Below are 19,804 nucleotides of genomic sequence, written 5' to 3' on the forward strand. Positions count from 1 at the left end.
TTTGATCCGCTCAACGAAGCAGGAGAGAGTGTTATGAAAACGTACATCAAACGAAACTATGACAAGATGTCTCGTCAAGCTGCCGAGTTAATCATGGATCACTTGAATCGAAAGCCCAATTCTCTCGTATGTTTCGCCGCCGGCAATACGCCGCTTGGCACATTTGCTCATCTAGCAGAAACATTCCGTCTTGGTAAGGTAAGCTTCCAGCAATGCAAATTTATCAGTCTCGATGAATGGGTAGGTATGGATGGCAGCGATAAAGGCAGCTGTCGGCAAACGCTGGATGAACACTTCTTTAAGCCTTGCGGTATTCATGAAACAAACATTCACTTTTTTGACGGTAAAAGCGAAAATTTGCAAGCCGAATGCGAGATCATAGATGAATTAATATGGGCAAACGGGCGTATTGATTTACTGCTGCTTGGCGTAGGCATGAACGGTCATCTCGGCTTCAACGAACCGAATATCAGCTTTGAGCTAAATACCCATGTCATTGATTTGGATACGGTTACAAAGCAAGTTTCGGCTAAATATTTTTCTGAGCAAAGGGATGTTCAACGAGGCATAACGCTGGGTATCAAGCATTTGTTAGAGGCCGATGCCGTGATTGTTGTAGCGGCTGGAACCAAAAAGGCAGACATCATGCGGAAAGCTCTGCGGGATGAAGTAACGAATCAAGTTCCAGCTTCGGTACTGCAGCTACACACTAATTTGCACGTTTGTTTAGACGAAGCAGCCGCAAGTTTGCTTTAAGTCAATAATGAAGCAATGAAGTGTGGACGATATAGGAGCGGGTTATCTTGAAATTAGGATTTATTGGCTGCGGCGTGATAGAGTAGTGCCCATTTCTGACCCAAATTCAGCCGACTGAAAAATGTTGATTGATGCTAATTGCCATAACTGTGATTTTGTTGGTAGTTAGAATCATGTTAGTTGAATGAATATAGAAAATCGGAGTAAATAAAGTGGAACTCGAATCGAAAGCGTGTGGAAATACGGTCGAAAATGAGGGGACGAGAAAATGAACATTACCGATATTCAGACGACGAAGGAAGAAATTTTGGCCCATTATAAAGCATTCGGCTATGCGGTTATTCCGAATACTTTATCACAGGAGGAACTGGACTATTTGAACCACCTCGTAGACAGCGAGCTTCAAACCGATCCGGATAGCTGGCACAAGCCAATTGAAGGTGCCGTCGGCAACGGAAGCTTATTAATGAAGTTTCCTTTCGAGTTGGATAGGTTTGTACGTCATCACAAAATATTTCCTCTAATTCAAGAAGTGCTCCTTGGGGAAGCCCGTTTCGCTCAATTTGATTTCAGGGATATTACGATTGAAAGGGCCAGCAACAGCCAGATGGGGTTCCATCGCGACATAAGCTGGTATGGTTCGATTGGAGGGAAACTATGGGATCCGGAGAATCCGTATAAAAGCACGTATATTTGTGTGATTTATTATTTGAAGGACGTGCACGATTGTTGCCCTTCCTTTTGTATCGTGCCGAACAGTCATGAATATGACTCGCTGGCCGAGGCCAAGGAAAAATTGGGTAACCAGTATAGTGAAGTTTTGATTAGAGGCAAAGCGGGAACCGCGATTCTTTACAATATTACCACCTACCATACGCGTAAGGGCGGCAAGCCTGAATGCATGCACGGCAGGAGGACTATGCACAACTATCACTCACGTGAATCGAGTGCCCCTTTGACGAATTGGTCTACGGTGCCGGAAGAGCTTGGATTAAGCGAAGATAAAGAAACCCGGCTGTTTTACTCCCAATGGACACCCGAGCAAATCAAATTTGCTCGCGATCATTATAAAAACCCAATCCCGAAGTATTATCCCGTCAAATCGATTAAGTAACCTGCCATAAATTGAAATCGAAGGAGAGGTAAAAATGTCCATTATGACGAAAAGCAACGGGAAAATCGGGGTAGGCATCTTAGGTACGGGAGGCCGAGGCATATATTTCGGAGGTAAATATTTCAGCAAACATCCTGATTGTGAACTGGTGGGCCTCTGCGATCTACGGCCGGAAGGCTTGGAATATGCTCGGAACGAGTTGGGGGATCTTCCGGCGACTACCTCAATTGAGGAGTTCTTACGGTTTCCCGATCTCGATGCGGTGGTGATCTGCAGCAACGATCACGCCCATGCCGAGAACGCGCTTGCCGCGCTTCATGCCGGCAAACATGTTTATTTGGAAAAGCCGATGGCTCAGTCAATAGAGGACTGCGATGAGATTATCGAAGTCGCCTCGAAATCGAGCAGCGTGTTTATGGTAGGGTTGGAGCTCAGGTATTGCTCGCTGTTTACCGATATGAAACGAATCATTTCCTCCGGCGAAATAGGAGAGATTAAGCTCGGAAGTGTAACCGATAATGTTTCCGTCGGCGGACATTATTATTTCCATGGCGCCAAACGACGTAAAGATTACGTGAAAAGCTTAATGCTTGAGAAAGGCACGCACTCCCTTGACCTGGCCAACTGGCTGATCGATGCGGATCCGGTCAGGGTTTATTGCAGCAGCGGGTTGGATGTGTTCGGTCGCAGCGCCCCTAGCGACAAGCATTGCAGCGATTGCGATGAGGTAAATACCTGTGAGTATTTCTTGGATAAAGCCAGCGGACATGAGCTGGATTACGGCGATGTGAAGCTGAAAGATGATTTGTGCGTTTATTCGGAAGAATGCGATGTCGAAGATAACTCGATTATCCTGATCGACTATGATAATGGCGTCCGGATATCTTATACGGAATGTCATTTTACACCCGAATATACCCGCGAATTCATGTTTGTCGGTACGAAGGGGAAGATTTGGGGGTTCTACAACAATGCTCAGGATTTTAAAATCAGAGTGCTGCAGCGGTTTACGGAAAAGGAGACAATCTACCATCCCGAGAAACGGCCCGGAAGTCACGGCGGAGGGGATACAGGTATTGTTAACGAATTTGTTGATTTGATCAAACAAGGAAAGCCGAGTCTCAAAGGGATTCTAGGAGCGCGAAACAGCGCAGCGATCGCCATTGCCGCCGCCGAATCCAGTGAAAGCGGTTTGCCTGTTCGAATTCGAGCGAATATCCTATTGTCAGAAGGGCGGGATTAAAGGTGGAGCAAAAGCGTGCGCTTTTTATAGGGGCTCATCACGACGACAACGAATATGGCGCCGGGGGAATGGCGTGTCTTCTTAAGCAAAAGGGTTTCGATATATACTTTATCGATGTTGCGATGGGAATTCGCCAGCCCCATATGGAAAATCCGGCCTACTCGGAGTTGTACAAAACGAATCAGGAGGAAGAGTACAAAGCGGCGAAAGTGCTCGGAGCCGAGAAAATCGTATTGGAAACAGCGGCCGGAAAACATTTTTTTGAATGCACGGACGACAACATAGGCATTCTCAGAACGCATATCCAAGAGATTAATCCGGATATCGCATTCATCCATTGGCCATGCGACAATCACCACGAACATGTCGAAGTATCCAAAGCTTCGTTTAGAGCACTATGCTATTCGGCAAAGTGCGAGATTCATGCTTATGAGGCGGGACCTTTCCAAAGTATGGTGTACTTCTATCCGGATTACTACGTAAATATATCGGGATATATGGACCGTATAAAAGAAAGCCTTCTCGTATTAGGCCCGAAAAACGGCGACGGTAAATGGCTTGCAAAAGAAAAGGAAGTCTCCGCCGCATTCAGGGGCCACATGTCGGAATTCGGCTATGCCGAAGCCTTCAAAATCATCAAGTTCCCGATTGCCAGCAGAAGTCAGGAACTCATGCTGCCCAAGCTTTTGCAGAAGGACTTTAGATGGGCGGGCAGCAGCCAATATCCATGGGGAAGTCATTATTTCAACAACATGATCAGGTAATGTTTAACTATACGGTCTGCCTTTTGATTTCGAAACTTGTACGGAAGGGTGTTGAACCTTGGGTTTGTATGATGGTCCGAAAGCATGTTCCGTAACGGAATTCGATTCGACCGTTGAGTTAATGAATAATGTATTGCTGAAATGGCGGAATATTGAAGGCGAAATCTCCGAGATATCTCCAACCGTCTACAACTATGACAATCTTGAGAATATGAGAATCATCACACATGGCGAGAAGATCGTCTCGCATGTTGCATTGAAATATAGTAAGTTTCAGTATGCAAATCGCGATTGGAATTTTGCCATGATCGGTGGGGTTTCCACTCACCCTGAGTACAGAAATCAAGGATTGGCGTCGAAGTTGCTCAAGGATGCGATTCAAAAAATGAAAGCGGACGGAATCCAATTGTGCATATTGTGGTCGAGAAGCCCCGACTATTACCGGAGATTAGGGTGGGAGCATAATGGCTTTGAAGAGAACATTACTGTCACCGAATGCGCGAATGTGGGAACCCAATATTCGATCAATGCGTTCAGAGGTGAATTTGCTCAACTGCACGAACTGCGGAAACTATCCACTTGGATAAAAGTATTCCGAAGCTTCGAGGATTCATTGAGACTATTCTCCCGCAAAACGCTGAATATCGTTGTCGCAAGAAGCGGGAAAGAAATTGTTGCCTATGCCGCTTATTTATGTAAGAAAGAAGCTGTCGATGTGGTTGAAAGCGGCGGGAATGTAGATGCGATCTTACAACTGCTTCAATATGCCAAATACAAAGAAGGCGCAAAATTGCTTCATGTGCACGGCTGCCATGGAGATCAAAGAGTCGAACGGTTGATACAGCTGAATTGGACGTATACATCCATCGAACGCAGCCTTGGCATGTTCCAAACAATCAGAGAATGTAACAATGCGGACGAATTGGTCATGCAGTTGTTTCCCGAAAGACTGGAGCGCATTTGAAAAATGTTTTTCGAAAAGAACTCTCTTATCGGCCATGTTGATCGATCCGTTTATAAAAAGATGACTCCTAAACTAGAATACTAGTTAGGGGTCATCTTTTTTGATTTTAATTTATTCATTAAAGGAATGTCTCCTTTATGGACGAGTATACATTCAATAGGGATGAACGGTCGAGTGAAAGGATCTATTTCCATATTCTACAAGGAGTCAAGACACTTTCGTCGAATTTCTTTAATAGATTCGCATGCGGTGTTGGCTGTCCAATATGATTGATACGGGAGAGATGCGGCTTGAAAAAAAGATGGTACAAGAGAATGCTTTTTTCTTATGCAAGAGCATTGTATACGACGATTTCTATCATCCTTTTCTTATCCTGTTTCGTCATCAGCGAGGTTTCGTTCCAGGGAGCAAAGAAGGCCAACCGCGTGTCAGCTTCCTATGTCTCCGATTCCATCGAACACTCTCTAAGAGAAGCCGAACGGGTTGTGCTCGTGCAGCTTCAGGGCAACCGTGCCTTTCAAGGTTTTTTCGAACCTTCCCCCTCAGACGATTCTCGGTTGATCAATTATGAGGTATCCAGGGAAATACGACAAATCATCGATGACGTGCCGGTCATCTACTCTATCAATCTTTACCGGGCGAGCGACAATACCGTACTGACACAAGAACGTTTCGAACCGCTTCCGATTTTTCGGGACCACGAGTTCATCACCCAATCGATTCAGGCGGCGCCTAATGGGCATTGGTCGGATGCACGAGATTTACCGGAGCAGCTGATCGGGGTGCCCGACAAGAAAGTGATTTCCATCGTGAAAAAAGCACCAATTCCACTTGGCAATCAAGGCATTGTCATCATCAATGTGTCGCTCGATTCACTTCTTTCCATCGCCAACGATATGATCGATCCGGATATTATGTTTATGTTTATTAACAGTGGGGACCAAATGCAACTATATCCATCCGGCAATAGAATGTCCAGCCGGAAGGATATTTTGACCCGAATCGATTTGCCCTATGCTGGTTTGCAATTCGAGAGCGGGATTACAGGAGGCCTGTTTTTCGAATGGATGCATGCCATCTCCCGAGGATGGGTTATCCTTGGCGTTGTCACCATCCTGTCGAGCCTCATCTATCTTGTTTATATCACGAGAAGAAACTACCGCCCGATCGAGCAAATCTTGGGACAGATGCAGACTTGGGTCGGTAAATATGAGCCGAAAGGAACCGGACAGGACGAATTCGTGTTCATTAGCACAGTGCTGGAAAATGTCATGGATCAGAATCATTCCTACGAACAGCAGAGCCGTCAGGATTTGCCCGTCCGCCGGAAGCAGTTTTTAATGGATCTGCTCTCCGGCGATAAGTCCGTTTCTGCGTCAGAATTGCGAACAAACCTGTCGAATGTCAATATCACTTTGCCTGAAGAAGCCGAGACGTCGCCTGTTCTCTCCGCCATAGTGGAAATTGACGGTTTTCGGGACTTTCAGGCCAAATATAACACGCAGGATCAAAATTTGCTGCGATTTTCGCTGACGAACGTACTGCAAGAGTTTTTCGATCGTCATCATTACGATCTTTGGCCGGAGTGGATAGAAGCTAACCGGCTTACGGTGCTTCTCATGAGCCATTCCCCTACCCCGACGGACCACGATGTCTGGGAGAAATTTCGCACATGGGTCGCCGTTCACTTGAGGTTTTCCGTAACGATCGGCGTTGGAAGCAAAGCCGATTCGTGGCGGGAAATTCCCGCCACCTACGCTCAGGCTGCCATTGCGCTCAAATTCAAATGCTCACTGGGCACGAATCGGTTGATTCAGTATGACGAGATAAGCGCACAGAAAAACGGTGATTTATCGCGATATTACGCCAGAATCGGCTCCATCATTGACGAGTTTCGCATATTTAAGATGGATTGGGAAGTGCGGCTTGATGAATTTTTCCACCAATTGGAAATTGACTTGTTCCAGGAAGAAGAGATCCGGCATTTGTTCGTCTTTCTGCTTCGTTCATTCCAACGTATGATAGACACCATGCCCGAGGAGATCAGGGAGTATTGGCAGTCCGCACAAGTGGATATAGCCGGGATTATGGAGCTGGAGACGCTCGAGGCGATGCTGCCGCCGCTTTCGTCCAGATTGAAACGGCTGAGCGCGTTCTGCATCGTTTACCGGCAGGCGAAAACGAACCGCCAGCTTCTCACCGAAATCCGGATGTACATCGAGGACAATTACGCTTCTCCCGATTTGTCTCTAGATCACATAGGCGACAAATTTAATATCAACGGGAAATATTCCAGTCAACTCTTTAAGCAGCAATTCGGCATGACGTTTGTTGATTTTCTCATCAACCTGCGGATGGAGCATGCCAAACGCAATCTGCTCGAAACTGAGGAATCGATAAACGATATCGCCATGAAAGTGGGCTATCTCCATCCAATCTCGTTCGGCCGAACCTTTAAGCGGGCGACCGGCGTTACCCCAAGCGATTTTCGCAAATACATGTGCTATCCTTTTGTTGAGGAATCTGCAAAATAGCTAAAATTCAAGCGTCACGAACGGAATCTGCTAAAACGTTGGGTCGCTGTATCCGGTTGTGTGCTTTCGGATGTCCTATTCTGATGTAAGGTTGGGAGCCTGAATCTTGTAGATTGCTCGTCTGACGTCAACGGGGTTATAACAAGAGTACGGTCCGGAACAACGTTGCAAAAAACCGCATTCAGGCAGCATGGTATGCTATGAGCTGTACGTATGGATGCAGATCGTGTAGCGGTCAACTTGGCTAGTGCCTATCAGAAGGGGATGATGATAGTTGAAGCGTAGAGGGAAGGGTTTCAAGACGCTGGTATTCACAACCGTCATGGGGATTGTCGCAGTAAGCGCTGGTTGTTCGGACACTCAGAAGACCGAACAAACGAGCCAACCTAGCTCCACTGTATCCACTGCACCGAGTGCATCGACTGCACCTAAAGAAAAGGTAACCCTGCGGGTGGAAATATTCGACCGTGGGAATGCCCCGTCGGGTTTGACGGTTACTGATAACGCTCTGACCCGGTACATCCAGAAGACTTTCGGAGATCCGAACAACATCAAAATGGAATTCGTTCCGGTTCCTCGAGGTCAGGAAGTCGATAAGCTGAATGTTTTAATGGCCAGCTCCGACGCGCCGGATATCGTCTTCACGTACAACGAGTCAGTTGCCCGCAAGTATATGGCGCAAGGCGGGCTCACGGACCTCACCAGTCTCGTTAATCAGTATGGCCCTAACCTCAAGACCTATCTTGGCGATAAGACGCTTGCCTATGGAAAGTGGGAAGATAAGCAGCTTGCCATTCCGGCCAAACGGGTGTTTACGGGACTAACGACATGGGAGATGAGAAAGGACTGGCTCGACAAGCTGGGTGTTTCCGCTCCCCAAACTACGCAGCAAACGCACGATGTATTGAAAGCCTTCAAAGACAAGCAGCTCGGCGGTCAGGGAACGATTCCGCTCGGCCTTGCGTTGCATCCAGACGAATACATTCCGCTGGTTCTGGGGTTAATCAAGAACCCGACAGAAGAGCAATACTACACCGGGATGCAAAGACTTAGTTTGCAAGAATACCCGATTCTGATGGATGGGCACAAGGAAGCTTTGAAAACGATAAACCAATGGTATAGCGAAGGCCTGATCAGCCCAGATTTCGGACTTGACAAGGATGAAAACGCTCGCAAACAGGGAGTAGCGACCGGAAAAATCGGCCTGTATAGCGAACAATCCGGGCAAAGCTTCGAAAACGGCGCAGACGGGCAAGCGGGCACACTGGCGAAGAATGTCCCTGGCGGGACTCTCATTCCGGTCGATCCGATATCGAACGATCAAGGCAAGCATGTCAAGGAACTCAATCCTGCGACAGGCATGTACTTAATGGTACCGAAGACGAGCAAGGTTGCAGCGCAAGCTGTACAATATTTGAATTGGTTGGCTCAGATAAACAACTTGCTCTACTATATATTAGGAGGTCCGGAAGGAACAGCGTATCAAATGCAAAACGGTATCCCGGTTTTGATCAAACGGGATGTTAAGCCCGAGGACTTAATATTCAACGGCGGAGATATGGCGATCGTAACCAACGGTCTCGATTTCGGAACGGGACAAACGAATATCAAATTTATGGCTCAAAACTTTCTTCCAGAATATATCCCCAGTGCGATAGAGTCGTACCGACTGTCGAGCGAAGTGGATGCCGTACCGATTCACACTTTCCCGAAGCCGATCGATTCGGAAGCGAAGTTCGGCCAAGTGCTTAAAGGTAAATACGAGGAACTATTCGTCAAATCCGTGCTAGCCAAACCGAGCGATTTCGACAAAACGTACGATGATCTGTTAAAGCAATACATGACAAGCGGCGGGGTTGAGATTCAGAAAGAAAGAGTAGCAGCCTATCAGTCCATGAAGAAGTAATTCGGGCACGATCGAAAGCCGCACGGTCCGAGGCACGGACGCGCGGCTTTCGGCGTGCGAAGGGAGGAACGGCGAATGGGCCGTGGCACATACTTCAGAAGGTATTGGCAACTGTACGCCATGTTGCTTCTGCCGGTTATGTTTTTTGCATTGTTCAGATACTTCCCCATGTACGGCATCATTATTGCGTTCAAGGATTACAATCTGTTTCAGGGCATATCGAAGAGCCCATGGAATGGGCTCGAAACGTTCCGGACCATTTTCACCATGCAAACCTTCAAAACCTCATTCAGGAACACGTTCCTGTTGAACGTTCTCGATCTCGCCATCTCGTTTCCAGCGCCGATCATCTTAGCACTCATGCTGAACGAGGTTCGACAGATGCGACTCAAGAGGGTTTTCCAGACTGTGATGTACTTTCCGCATTTCATCTCGTGGGTGATCATCGGCGGGTTATTCTTGCAAATGTTTTCGACTAACAGTGGGATCGTCAATCAGCTGCTGCACAATGGCGGATTCAATTCGATCCCGTTTCTCTCGGATAAATATTGGTGGCTGCTCACCTACCTGTTCGCAGGGGTTTGGCAAAGCGCCGGTTGGGGAACGATCATTTATCTGGCCGCATTGACCGGCATCAACAAAGAGCTGTACGAAGCGGCCGAGACGGACGGTGCCGGAAGAATGAGGAAAATTTGGCACATCACGCTGCCGGGCATTCGGCCTACCATTATCATTCTATTCATTCTCGCAATCGGAGAGATGCCGAGGATCGGCTTCGAACGACCTTTTATTCTCGGAAATCCGATGGTAAGCGATTTCTCCGAGGTACTCAGTACCTTTGTGTACAAAGTCGGTCTGCAGACTGGGGAGTTCTCCATTGCAACCGCCGTAGGTCTGTTTCAGTCGGTAGTCGCGCTCGCGTTTCTGCTCAGCGCCAATGCGATTTCCAAAAAATTTGCAGACCAAAGCTTAATTTGACCTTTATATTCGAAAGGAGGCCGGACAGTGAAGCCAAAGGTTGCGGGACGAATGTTCGAACCAGTGAATCTCGCGTTTCTGTGCGTGATGATTGTACTATGTCTGGCGCCGCTGCTGCATATCATCTCCCTGTCGCTTAGCTCGAGTTCCGAGATATTATCAGGACATGTAACACTCTTTCCGCGAGGATGGAGTGTCGAATCGTACAAGAAGGTGCTGCAGGACTCCGGTATGTTTCGGTCGCTTCTGTTCACCATCGTGATGACGGTCACTTTCACCGTCTTGTGCATGTTCGTGACGATTTTGGCGGCCTATCCGTTGACCAAACGAGGTTTGAAAGGAAGGAAACCCATCCTATATTTTATCGTGCTGACGATGTATTTCGGAGGCGGCATCATTCCGGACTACATGCTGATCAAGGAGCTGCATTTGCTCAATACGATGTGGGCGCTCATTCTGCCTGGACTCATCAGTCCGTTCTACATGATCATCATGATGTCGTTTTTTCGTTCGATTCCGCAGGGGCTGGAGGAAGCAGCGGAAATTGATGGCGCTTCCCAACTCGGAATACTTATACGGCTCGTTCTTCCCCTGTCTATTCCCGTACTCGTGACCTTGAGCTTGTTTTATGCTGTCGGCCGATGGAACGGGTTTTCGGACACGCTGTTCTACATTTCTAATCCGAAGCTATATCCGTTGCAATTGAAATTGTATCAGGTGGTTGTGAACAGCATGATGGTCGATCAGAATCTGTCGGAAAGGGCGTCGCTGCTGCAGATTCCAGTTCTCCCTGAAAGCACGAAGGCGGCTAGTATCATTTTCGCCGTGGTCCCGATTCTGCTCGTATACCCATGGCTGCAGCGGTATTTCATTTCGGGATCGATGCTCGGATCGGTTAAAGAATGAGGAGGAGATTGTAAGCGATGACAAAAACAATTCGTGTGGGGATTATAGGCAGCGGTGGAGTCGCCAGAGCACATGCTGCAAATTACAAAGCGCTGCCGGGAGTTGAAATTGTCGGGGTGGCGGATATTGTTCCGGGCAAGGCGAAGGAATTTATAAAAGCTTGGGAGCTCGACGGTGCAAAGGCGTTCGAAAACCACCTCGAACTGCTGGGCGAAGACATCGATGCTGTCAGCATTTGTACGCCGCACGTTGCGCATCATCGCACAACGGTCGATTCGCTTCTCGCGGGAAAACACGTGCTTGTCGAGAAACCGATGTGCTCCTCGTTGGAGCAAGCGGTGGAAATGGTCGAGGCCGGTAAAAAGTCGGGTAAAATATTAACGGTCGGATTCCAACCGCGTTATGACCCCAACCACAAGGCAATGAAACAGATCGTCGAATCCGGACAGCTTGGCAAAATCTATTATGTACAAACGGGCGCTGGCCGCAGACGCTTTATTCCCGACGGTACGTTTATTAGCAAAGAAATATCGGGTGCAGGCGCTATATTCGACGTCGGATGTTATTCGCTCGATACGGCGCTAAATACGATCGGTTATCCCAAACCGATCACAGTTTCGGCCTATACGTCCAATTTCATTGGCACGAATCCGAAATATTTCAAACAATGGGATAAATTCGAAGTCGATGATTTCGGTGTTGCCATGATCCGTCTCGAAGGCGACATCCTTCTCAATTTCAAAATATCTTGGGCGATGCACGCCGATTCTTTCGGCCCTACTTTGTTCCTTGGTACAGAAGGCGGTCTGAAAGCAAATCCTTTGGGACAGACATGGGACAGTGCCGTTGCAAATATGACGCTGTATCAAGATACCCTGGGACATCAAACGGAGACGACGATTCCTGTCAAACAGCATAAGCTTGATGTGTTCCATGAGAAAATCCGCGATTTTGTGGAGGCAATCCGTGAGAACCGTCCGGCTCCGATCCCGGGTGAACAAATCTTGATTAACCAAGCTATACTTGACGGCATTCTCCGTTCAGCGGCACTGCGCAGGGAAGTTGAAGTTCATATCCCCCGAATTTAATGACGGTAGAGAGGATCCGGTGAGAAGATGAAATGGAAAATCGGAATGCGCTTACCCAAAATAATCGGAGAGCAGGGCTTTGAAAATGCCGCGAAGTGGGCGGCAGAGGTCGGGCTCGACGTATTGGATGTCGGTGGGTCAGATTTGGCCGAAAAGAATGAAATCTGCAAACGGTACGGCCTTGAAATCGGTTCCGTTGACGCTATACGTGAAGGCCATTTGCTCAGCGTAGACGAAAACAAGCGGGAAAACGCTCTCGTTACCGTCAAAAAACAAATGGACGACATGGCCTCCGTTGGAGCCAGCATCATGTTTATGTGCCTCGTACCGGAAGATCGTAAAATGCATCGGCGCGAAACCTTTGCCATTTGGAAAGACACCTTTCCCGAACTCGTCCAGTATGCAGAACAGAAGGGGGTGTACATCGCGATCGAAGGATGGCCGGGGCCGGGCCCTGATTTTCCTACAATCGGTTGTACGCCCGAGATGTGGCGCGCCATGTTCGAGGCGATTCCTTCCAAGCATTTCGGACTGAACTATGATCCCTCCCATCTTGTTTGGCTGCGCGTCGACTACTTGCGGGCTCTGACCGAATTCGGGGAACGGGTGCATCATTGTCACGGAAAGGACACAGAAATTTTATACGAGGAGTTGTACAATTCTGGTGTTATACCCCCGACCTTCGGCACGAGATACAAAAATAGCGGAGGTTCGTGGAGGTATACGATTCCAGGCCACGGTACTGTTGAATGGGATAAAGTGGCGGTTCGTCTCGATCGTCTGGGTTACAAAGGCGCGATTAGCCTTGAACTAGAGGACCACCGGTTCGGCGGTACCTTGGAGAACGAACAGCAAGGTATTGTGAAAGGCTATGAACACTTAGCCAAATATTTTAAATGAGCTTTCCGAAGGTGTAGTCTTCTTGGTTTGTTTTAGGATCCGTCAGCTGGCCGGCGTCGGGAACCCGATCAACATCATACCAAGGAGACTTTTTCTTTCTCGAACGGAAATTCGACCAAACTTCTCTTGAATGAATATAGTTGGATAAATATTTTAGTCAAAAATGTAAATATGTTGGCAGTCAGAATCATATCGGTTGAATGAAAATTGCAATACTGCTTAAATCAAATTAAGCCACCGTTGAAAGTCAGGTTTGAAAAATTTAGCATTGCGAGGTGATTGTGTGAGAACTGCAAAAATTGCATTTATCGGTGCTGGAAGCATGTGTTTCGGTCTTACCTTTTTTCGAGATGTGTTTGGTTCAAGGGAATTGCAAGGCAGCACGCTGACACTTGTTGATTTGAATGCCGACAGTCTGGAACGCATGTACCAGCTCGCGCTCAAGATGAATCAGGAAGCCGGGACAAACATGACGATCGAGAAAACGACTGACCGGCGGGAGGCGCTTCAGGGGGCTTCATTTGTCGTCAACAGTATCGCCATCGAACGCTGTGAGCTATGGAAGCAGGATTTCCAGATTCCGAAGAAATACGGGATTCGTCACGCGCTCGGAGAGAATGGCGGACCAGGTGGATTATTTTTCGGAATGAGGACGATTCCGGCTATTTTCGATATCGTACGAGATATGGAAGAGCTGTGTCCTGATGCATATTTTATTAATTTTTCAAATCCGGAAAGCAGAATCATTCTGGCTGTCAATATGTACTCATCGATAAAGGCGATCGGTTTATGCCATGGCATCTATTCCGGGACAAAGCGGATGGCGAAAATTATGGGCAAAAAGGCCGATAGCATCGATGTTCGTGCCGCAGGCCTGAATCACCTCCAGTGGTTTTTGCAAATACGGGACAAACAAACGGGAGAGGATTTATATCCTCTGCTTCGGGAGAAAGATCTGACATACGACGTGTCGCACCARCCGTTATCCCGTAAATTAATGCGTGCTTTCGGCTATTATCCTTCCTGCAGCGATGACCATATCGGCGAATATATGGCCTATGGATGGGAAGGCGGAGAGCACGGCTATGACTTTGATGCAGATGAGAAAGAACGAGTTGAAATGAAAACTGCCATTGATGAACGCATAGCCGGAAGATTGCCGCTCAAAGACTGGTTTACACCTTCAGGAGAAAAGGCGGTCCATTTGATAGCGGGCATTCTGCATAATCGGAAAACGGTGCTGGATTCGGGGGTTGTGTATAATCGGGGCGCCATTACCAATTTGCCTCAAAATCTGGCGGTTGAAGTTCCGGTAATGGTTGATGTTCATGGCTTTCACCCCGTTACGGTAGGCGATTTGCCGGCTCAATTGCAGAAGTTCCTCATGGTGCAGGCCGGCGTCCAGCAGCAATCGGTAGAAGCGGCCGTCCGCGGTTCCAAAGAGCTAGCCTTGCAAGCCTTGCTGATTGATCCGGTTATTAATAGTACAGATGCAGCAATTCACATTCTGGATGAGCTATGGGAAGTAAACAAGAAGTACATTCGAAATTGCTTGTAAGACTTATAAGAGACGTCGGCAAGCGGGTGAACCATGAAATCAGAGCAGAACTACTGGACAATCGCGAACGAAACATTGCTATGTGAAGTGTCCGTTAACGAAATGGGAGCTGTTATACACAGAGTCTATGATAAAAGTACAAATGCATTGGTGTGGGAAACGATTGGTGATATTTGCCAATGGAATGGCGACGTGGAGTCTGGAAATAAAAACTTGGATATTAAATATGGCCATGATTCCGAAAGCATCTACATAACAAAAACAAATACGGAAGATTCGATGCATCAGACGGTAATGATATCCGTAGATCAGACTCAGCCTATCGTTCATATCCGGGTACAAGTGCATTTCACCCGAAGTATCATGCTGAATAAGCTTCACTCTTTATATCGTTTCTTAGGGTCGGAGCTTGATTTCAGTTATGTGCCGAACGTTCGTCCTAAAGAAAATCAAGTGATCGGCCAACATGTATTCCGCAGTCCGGCCGTCATCTTTCAACAAAAGACAGTCTGTGGAGCCTTGATCCCAGATCTCGCAGAGATTGAAAGGCTGTTTCAAGACGGAAATCCGACTATGCCTCATTGCATTCATGTGGAAGCCGATCCGCAAACGGTCCTCTTTCCCGAGGTGGGGTACGGTTTTCAGCTCCATCGAAGCGAAGGTCACGTTTACTATAGGCACGATCCGAACGAGAAAGTTGAAATTGCTGCGGGTACGAGTCTTTCGTATGGATTTCACTTGTTTACGGATACGCGGGCTCCCGCTAGAGAAGGCTATCGATCCGTTGTTCATTGGATGTGGCGACAATATTCAGCCAAATATCTCAAATCTCTTCTCCCGCAAACGGTCACGCTAGAAAAATACGCGGAGTACGGTATGGACTATGCGCTTTCAGAGCTTTGGATGAACGGTAGAATCGGTGACAAGAAGATCGGCTATGTGATCATGAATCGCGAGCTTCCTTTGGATGTGCATTTTCAAGCGTGGTTCAACCATATTCGTACCGCGTACGGGATGAAGCTGCTTGGAAGTTATTCCGAAAATGAAGATTGGCAAAGCAGGGGAGAAGCAATAAAACGATTATTATTGGCAGCGCCTCAGTCAGCATCCGATGACCAACGGGAGACATGTCCGCTAAAAATCGATTCCGCTGTTTCAATGAGGCATACATCAAACGAAGGAGCATTTCCGACGGTTTTTTATCAGCAGTTGGTCAATGCGACGAAATATCCGGCTTGGCGAGCGTCTACCCGTCAGGGAGGMGGGGATTCTCACTTTCACACGACCGACATGTCGTGGGCGGCCTATTGGCTGCTTAGGTGGCATAAAGATATTCAAGCGGAAGAAGCTGTTATTCGGTTTTGCCGCAATTACGGTGAATACCTGCTGCGTATTCAATTGCCATCCGGCGCGATTCCCAGTTGGCTGCATGTAACGGAGGGAACTCCGTCTGAGGTTTTAAAAGAATCGGCACAGAGCAGCGTCTCCGGACTATTCCTCGCACTGCTTGCAGATCTTACCGGAGAATCGGCATATTTACAAGCTTCACGAAAGATTGCTACATTTTTGGAAAATGAAATCATTTCCGAAAACCGTTGGACGGACTTTGAAGTCTTCTTTTCGTGTTCTAGAAAGCCGCTGGACTTTTACGACTCCCATACTAGGCAGTATGGTCAAAATAATCTCGTGATTCATTGGACGGCGGAACTATTCAAGCATCTGTATATAGCAACCGGAGAGGATCGTTTTCTAAAAAAAGGGACGGCCGTTCTGGACTATTTAAGCCTGTTTCAACAGATTTGGGATGCGCCCTTCTTATCTGTGTATACTTTCGGCGGATTCGGGGTTCAAAACAGTGATGCCGAATGGAACGATGCGAGGCAAGGAGTTTTTACGGAAACCTACGGAGATTATTATGCGTTAACCGGCAACGAAGAGTATTTGCAAAGAGCGGTTTATGCGGCAAGAGCTTCCTTCCTGACCATGAATATTCCTGAAAATCATGCGATTTACCCCTATTGGCAGAAATATGCCATCGGTCATTCGCCTGAAAACTATGCCCATGATGGAGATTTGCCCGCTGGGGCATCAGGTTTCGATTGGCAGGTGGGCTCGGGATTAACGGGATGGATCATTCATCGTGAAAAGTACGGAGACTTGTATATTGATTTCGATCGAAAACATGCCGTTGGCATAAATGGCTGTGTTGTTGTTTCGCGCTTATTCGTACTGGGTAAAGTCGAATTGGAAGTCAACATGCTGGAAAGCTTTGAAAGGACTCCAACGATAAAAGTAAGGATAGGTCATGGAGTTACCCCGGTGATCATCATTAATGGTAAAGAACTATGCCAGGATTGGTTGACCAATATAGAATTTACAACTTTTGCAAAGTAAACGAAGTGAAGTTCAAAATTGGCGATAAAACCTACGTCTGACCGYGGTCGCTCGTCTTCGAGAGGCCTTGATAGAGGTTTTCTCACTGAAATGGCCTGAATTGGGAGGACCCACATATGCCAGGTGAAGAAGAAATATTCCGGCCGCCGAACAACCACGATGTTGGGCTGCCTTCTTGGGGGCCGTATTCCAAGAAATATATCGGGATTTCTCATATCCCGGACGCCAAGCTTGGACATCGCTTTGACCTCAGCGTCATTCCCGGTTATTACAGGGGCAGGGTAGACGTTCCGTCGGCAAAGTGGGAATCGGGCTATCATCCTTGGGAAGCGACAGGGGATCTTCGGTATTATTCGTTCCGTCACGAGCTGGAATGGAAGGATCGAGTCTATTGCCAAGTTTCTTATACGGCGCTGAATGAATGCTCGCGACTGATTCGCGCTGAGTTCGTCAATGAGTCCGAAATCCAGCAAAGTCATGTTTTGCACTATATGATGAATATGAATTTCCCACCGCTGAAGTCTTATTCCGATGAAGAGATTTTGCCGTACAAGGTCCAACTTTCGGAGCATGCCATTTGGATAGACGCGATGGATTATGCGGAATTGCGTTATGCAAATCAAAGACCGACGGACAATCTGGTCTATGACGGATATCGAAGGGGTGAGAAGAGGGATCATGGTTTTGTCGAAGGGACGGCGCTAGGCCAAGGGTTCGGGCAAACCCCCGGGGACGAAGTCCATTATCGATTTGTTCTAGATCAAACGGAGGCAGACGCATGGATGCGAATCCGTTATCGAGCATACGGCGGGGCGGAGAAGAACTTGGAAACCCCCATGATGTTAACCATCAATGGAAATATTGTAAAGAGCGTCAATTTTAAGCTTTCAGGTAGTTTCGAGACAACGGATATTTCGGTTGGGGAGCTAAGCGCCGGAGCGCAAAGTTTCAACTTGCAAGCACTTGGTGAAGATACGGTCGAATTAGACGGATTCATCATCGGCTCGGCTTACGAGCTTGAACAAACGGATTTTCAGCAGGTAATCCGTAACCATGTTCCGCAGTTGATCGACGGTCCGGACCGCAATAGTCTCATTCTGAAATATGACCATGAAGCAACCTGCTACGGGATTCACTGGGGTGGAGAGACGGCCGAAATCAGGCAATTTTTCGGCGATGAATTGGAACGATCCATGCGCATGAGCGCCAATGATCATGTGAAAAAGGTGTATCGCGAGCAGGGAAATGGCCATTACACGAATATATTTATGAGGCCGATTTTCGTACAACCGCACGCTTCGCGTATTATTTACGGTTTTGTATGCTGCGGAAATCCGGAAGAGGTTACGCGAATGCTGCAGCAATATGCGAAGGACCCGAAGTGCCATGAAGAGGTATATTTGGCGGCCAAATCGGCCGTATCAAATCTAACCCCGGTTCCTGCCGGAGAACGGTATCAAATGAGCCAGCAATTGATGGCTGCGACATTGATGACCAATGTTGTTTATCCCATATATACGAGACGATCATACATCAGGCATTATACTCCCGGACGATGGTGGGATTGCTTGTATACGTGGGACTCGGGTTTCATTGGACTCGGCCTGCTTGAGCTGGACCAAAACCGCGCAATCGAATGTCTGAACGCTTACCTGACAGCACCCGGCGATCCGGATGCCGCTTTTCTTCATCATGGCAGCATGGTGCCCGTGCAGCATTATCTATATCACGAATTGTGGAACAGAACGCAGAACCGCGAGCTTTTGGCCTATTTCTATCCTAGACTCAAGCAATATTATATGTTCTTTAGCGGTCAAGCGGGTAGTTCTACGACTGGAAGCCTACGGTCGAATCTGCTTCAAACTTGGGATTACTTCTATAATTCGGGTGGGTGGGATGATTATCCTCCGCAAGCGCACGTGCATCAAAACAAGCTGCAGTCCAAAACCACCCCTTCTTCCGTGACAAGTCATGCCATTCGCATTGCCGTAATTTTACGGCAAGCGGCGGAGGAATTGCATTACAACGATGATATCCGTTCTTATAATGTGGACATCGCCAAGTTTACCGATTCGCTGCAACAGCTGGCTTGGGATGAGGATGCAGGCTATTACAGCTATATCTTGCATGATACGCAAGGGTTGCCGGAAGGCATTCTAAAGCATGATAGCGGAGCGAACTTTAATATGGGAATGGATGGGACATATCCGATCATTGCCGGAATATGTACGGATGAACAGGAACGTACGCTGCTTGACCGATTGATGAACCCTGAGCGGATGTGGACGTCGATCGGAATGTCCGCCGTCGACCGGACTGCCCCCTATTATAAGGAGGACGGATACTGGAACGGCACCGTCTGGATGGCTCACCAATGGTTTTACTGGAAAACGATGCTAGACCTAGGATACGCCGACTATGCACGGCAAATCGCGATAACGGCACTTGATCTATGGAAAGCGAATACGGAGCAGACTTACAACTGCTTCGAGCATTTCATCATCTCGTCAGGGAATGGCGCAGGTTGGCATCAATTCGGTGGATTATCGTCCCCCGTTCTCAATTGGTATGCGGCCTACTTCCGACAAGGGCGGATCACGGGCGGATTCGATCTCTGGATTCGGGAATGTCACTTTGACGAAACCTGTTCGTCTCTTCATGCAAGGATCAAGGTTAAACGGTATCAGTAGCAAAAAAAC

Annotated in this window: 14 protein-coding genes; all 14 read left to right on the top strand. The window is 47.7% G+C overall.

Features of this window, described 5'->3' with window-relative positions:
* Window positions 1-33: 33 nt before the first annotated feature.
* The 14 genes from AC1DVJ_RS23355 (at window position 34) to AC1DVJ_RS23420 (ending at window position 19,795) form a co-directional block, all read left to right on the top strand.
* Window positions 34-756 (top strand): glucosamine-6-phosphate deaminase, encoded by a 723-nt coding sequence (locus tag AC1DVJ_RS23355; protein WP_477593806.1) that lies wholly within the window; start codon window positions 34-36, stop codon window positions 754-756.
* Window positions 757-1,024: 268 nt separating this feature from the next.
* A complete protein-coding gene (locus AC1DVJ_RS23360) occupies window positions 1,025-1,870 on the top strand; it encodes a phytanoyl-CoA dioxygenase family protein (protein WP_477593808.1) in 846 nt (281 codons plus the stop codon).
* Between the two features lie 34 nt (window positions 1,871-1,904).
* A complete protein-coding gene (locus AC1DVJ_RS23365) occupies window positions 1,905-3,113 on the top strand; it encodes a Gfo/Idh/MocA family oxidoreductase (RefSeq protein ID WP_477593810.1) in 1,209 nt (402 codons plus the stop codon).
* Window positions 3,114-3,115: 2 nt separating this feature from the next.
* Complete coding sequence (locus AC1DVJ_RS23370; RefSeq protein WP_477593812.1) at window positions 3,116-3,877, top strand: PIG-L deacetylase family protein; 762 nt, start codon at window positions 3,116-3,118, stop codon at window positions 3,875-3,877.
* Window positions 3,878-3,935: 58 nt separating this feature from the next.
* On the top strand, window positions 3,936-4,841 hold the full coding sequence (locus tag AC1DVJ_RS23375; RefSeq protein WP_477593814.1) for a GNAT family N-acetyltransferase: 906 nt from the start codon (window positions 3,936-3,938) through the stop codon (window positions 4,839-4,841).
* A 290-nt stretch (window positions 4,842-5,131) separates the two neighbouring features.
* On the top strand, window positions 5,132-7,375 hold the full coding sequence (locus AC1DVJ_RS23380) for a helix-turn-helix domain-containing protein (RefSeq protein ID WP_477593816.1): 2,244 nt from the start codon (window positions 5,132-5,134) through the stop codon (window positions 7,373-7,375).
* 274 nt (window positions 7,376-7,649) lie between these two features.
* Complete coding sequence (locus AC1DVJ_RS23385; protein WP_477593818.1) at window positions 7,650-9,281, top strand: extracellular solute-binding protein; 1,632 nt, start codon at window positions 7,650-7,652, stop codon at window positions 9,279-9,281.
* Between the two features lie 75 nt (window positions 9,282-9,356).
* Window positions 9,357-10,259, top strand: a complete 903-nt coding sequence (locus AC1DVJ_RS23390; protein WP_477593820.1) for an ABC transporter permease — start codon at window positions 9,357-9,359, stop codon at window positions 10,257-10,259.
* A gap of 27 nt (window positions 10,260-10,286) precedes the next feature.
* Window positions 10,287-11,165 carry a carbohydrate ABC transporter permease gene (locus AC1DVJ_RS23395; RefSeq protein WP_477593822.1) on the top strand — a complete coding sequence of 293 codons (879 nt, stop codon included), beginning with the start codon at window positions 10,287-10,289 and terminating at the stop codon, window positions 11,163-11,165.
* A gap of 17 nt (window positions 11,166-11,182) precedes the next feature.
* Entirely contained in the window at window positions 11,183-12,253 is a 1,071-nt protein-coding gene (locus AC1DVJ_RS23400) for a Gfo/Idh/MocA family protein (protein WP_477593824.1), read from the top strand.
* Between the two features lie 27 nt (window positions 12,254-12,280).
* On the top strand, window positions 12,281-13,153 hold the full coding sequence (locus AC1DVJ_RS23405; protein WP_477593826.1) for a sugar phosphate isomerase/epimerase family protein: 873 nt from the start codon (window positions 12,281-12,283) through the stop codon (window positions 13,151-13,153).
* Window positions 13,154-13,436: 283 nt separating this feature from the next.
* Window positions 13,437-14,711 (top strand): family 4 glycosyl hydrolase, encoded by a 1,275-nt coding sequence (locus tag AC1DVJ_RS23410; RefSeq protein WP_477593828.1) that lies wholly within the window; start codon window positions 13,437-13,439, stop codon window positions 14,709-14,711.
* A gap of 33 nt (window positions 14,712-14,744) precedes the next feature.
* Window positions 14,745-17,105, top strand: coding sequence for a hypothetical protein (locus AC1DVJ_RS23415; protein WP_477593830.1), 2,361 nt, complete (start codon window positions 14,745-14,747; stop codon window positions 17,103-17,105).
* Window positions 17,106-17,221: 116 nt separating this feature from the next.
* Window positions 17,222-19,795, top strand: coding sequence for an MGH1-like glycoside hydrolase domain-containing protein (locus AC1DVJ_RS23420; protein WP_477593832.1), 2,574 nt, complete (start codon window positions 17,222-17,224; stop codon window positions 19,793-19,795).
* The last annotated feature ends 9 nt before the right edge of the window (window positions 19,796-19,804 follow it).

The organism is Paenibacillus sp. P4_A9 (assembly GCF_056402415.1).

What these genes read in the sequence shown, in the direction of transcription:
- AC1DVJ_RS23355 (WP_477593806.1), top strand. Translation starts at nt 34, where the DNA reads ATGAAAACGTACATCAAACGAAACTATGACAAGATGTCTCGTCAAGCT.
- AC1DVJ_RS23360 (WP_477593808.1), top strand. Translation starts at nt 1,025, where the DNA reads ATGAACATTACCGATATTCAGACGACGAAGGAAGAAATTTTGGCCCAT.
- AC1DVJ_RS23365 (WP_477593810.1), top strand. Translation starts at nt 1,905, where the DNA reads ATGTCCATTATGACGAAAAGCAACGGGAAAATCGGGGTAGGCATCTTA.
- AC1DVJ_RS23390 (WP_477593820.1), top strand. Translation starts at nt 9,357, where the DNA reads ATGGGCCGTGGCACATACTTCAGAAGGTATTGGCAACTGTACGCCATG.
- AC1DVJ_RS23400 (WP_477593824.1), top strand. Translation starts at nt 11,183, where the DNA reads ATGACAAAAACAATTCGTGTGGGGATTATAGGCAGCGGTGGAGTCGCC.
- AC1DVJ_RS23405 (WP_477593826.1), top strand. Translation starts at nt 12,281, where the DNA reads ATGAAATGGAAAATCGGAATGCGCTTACCCAAAATAATCGGAGAGCAG.
- AC1DVJ_RS23420 (WP_477593832.1), top strand. Translation starts at nt 17,222, where the DNA reads ATGCCAGGTGAAGAAGAAATATTCCGGCCGCCGAACAACCACGATGTT.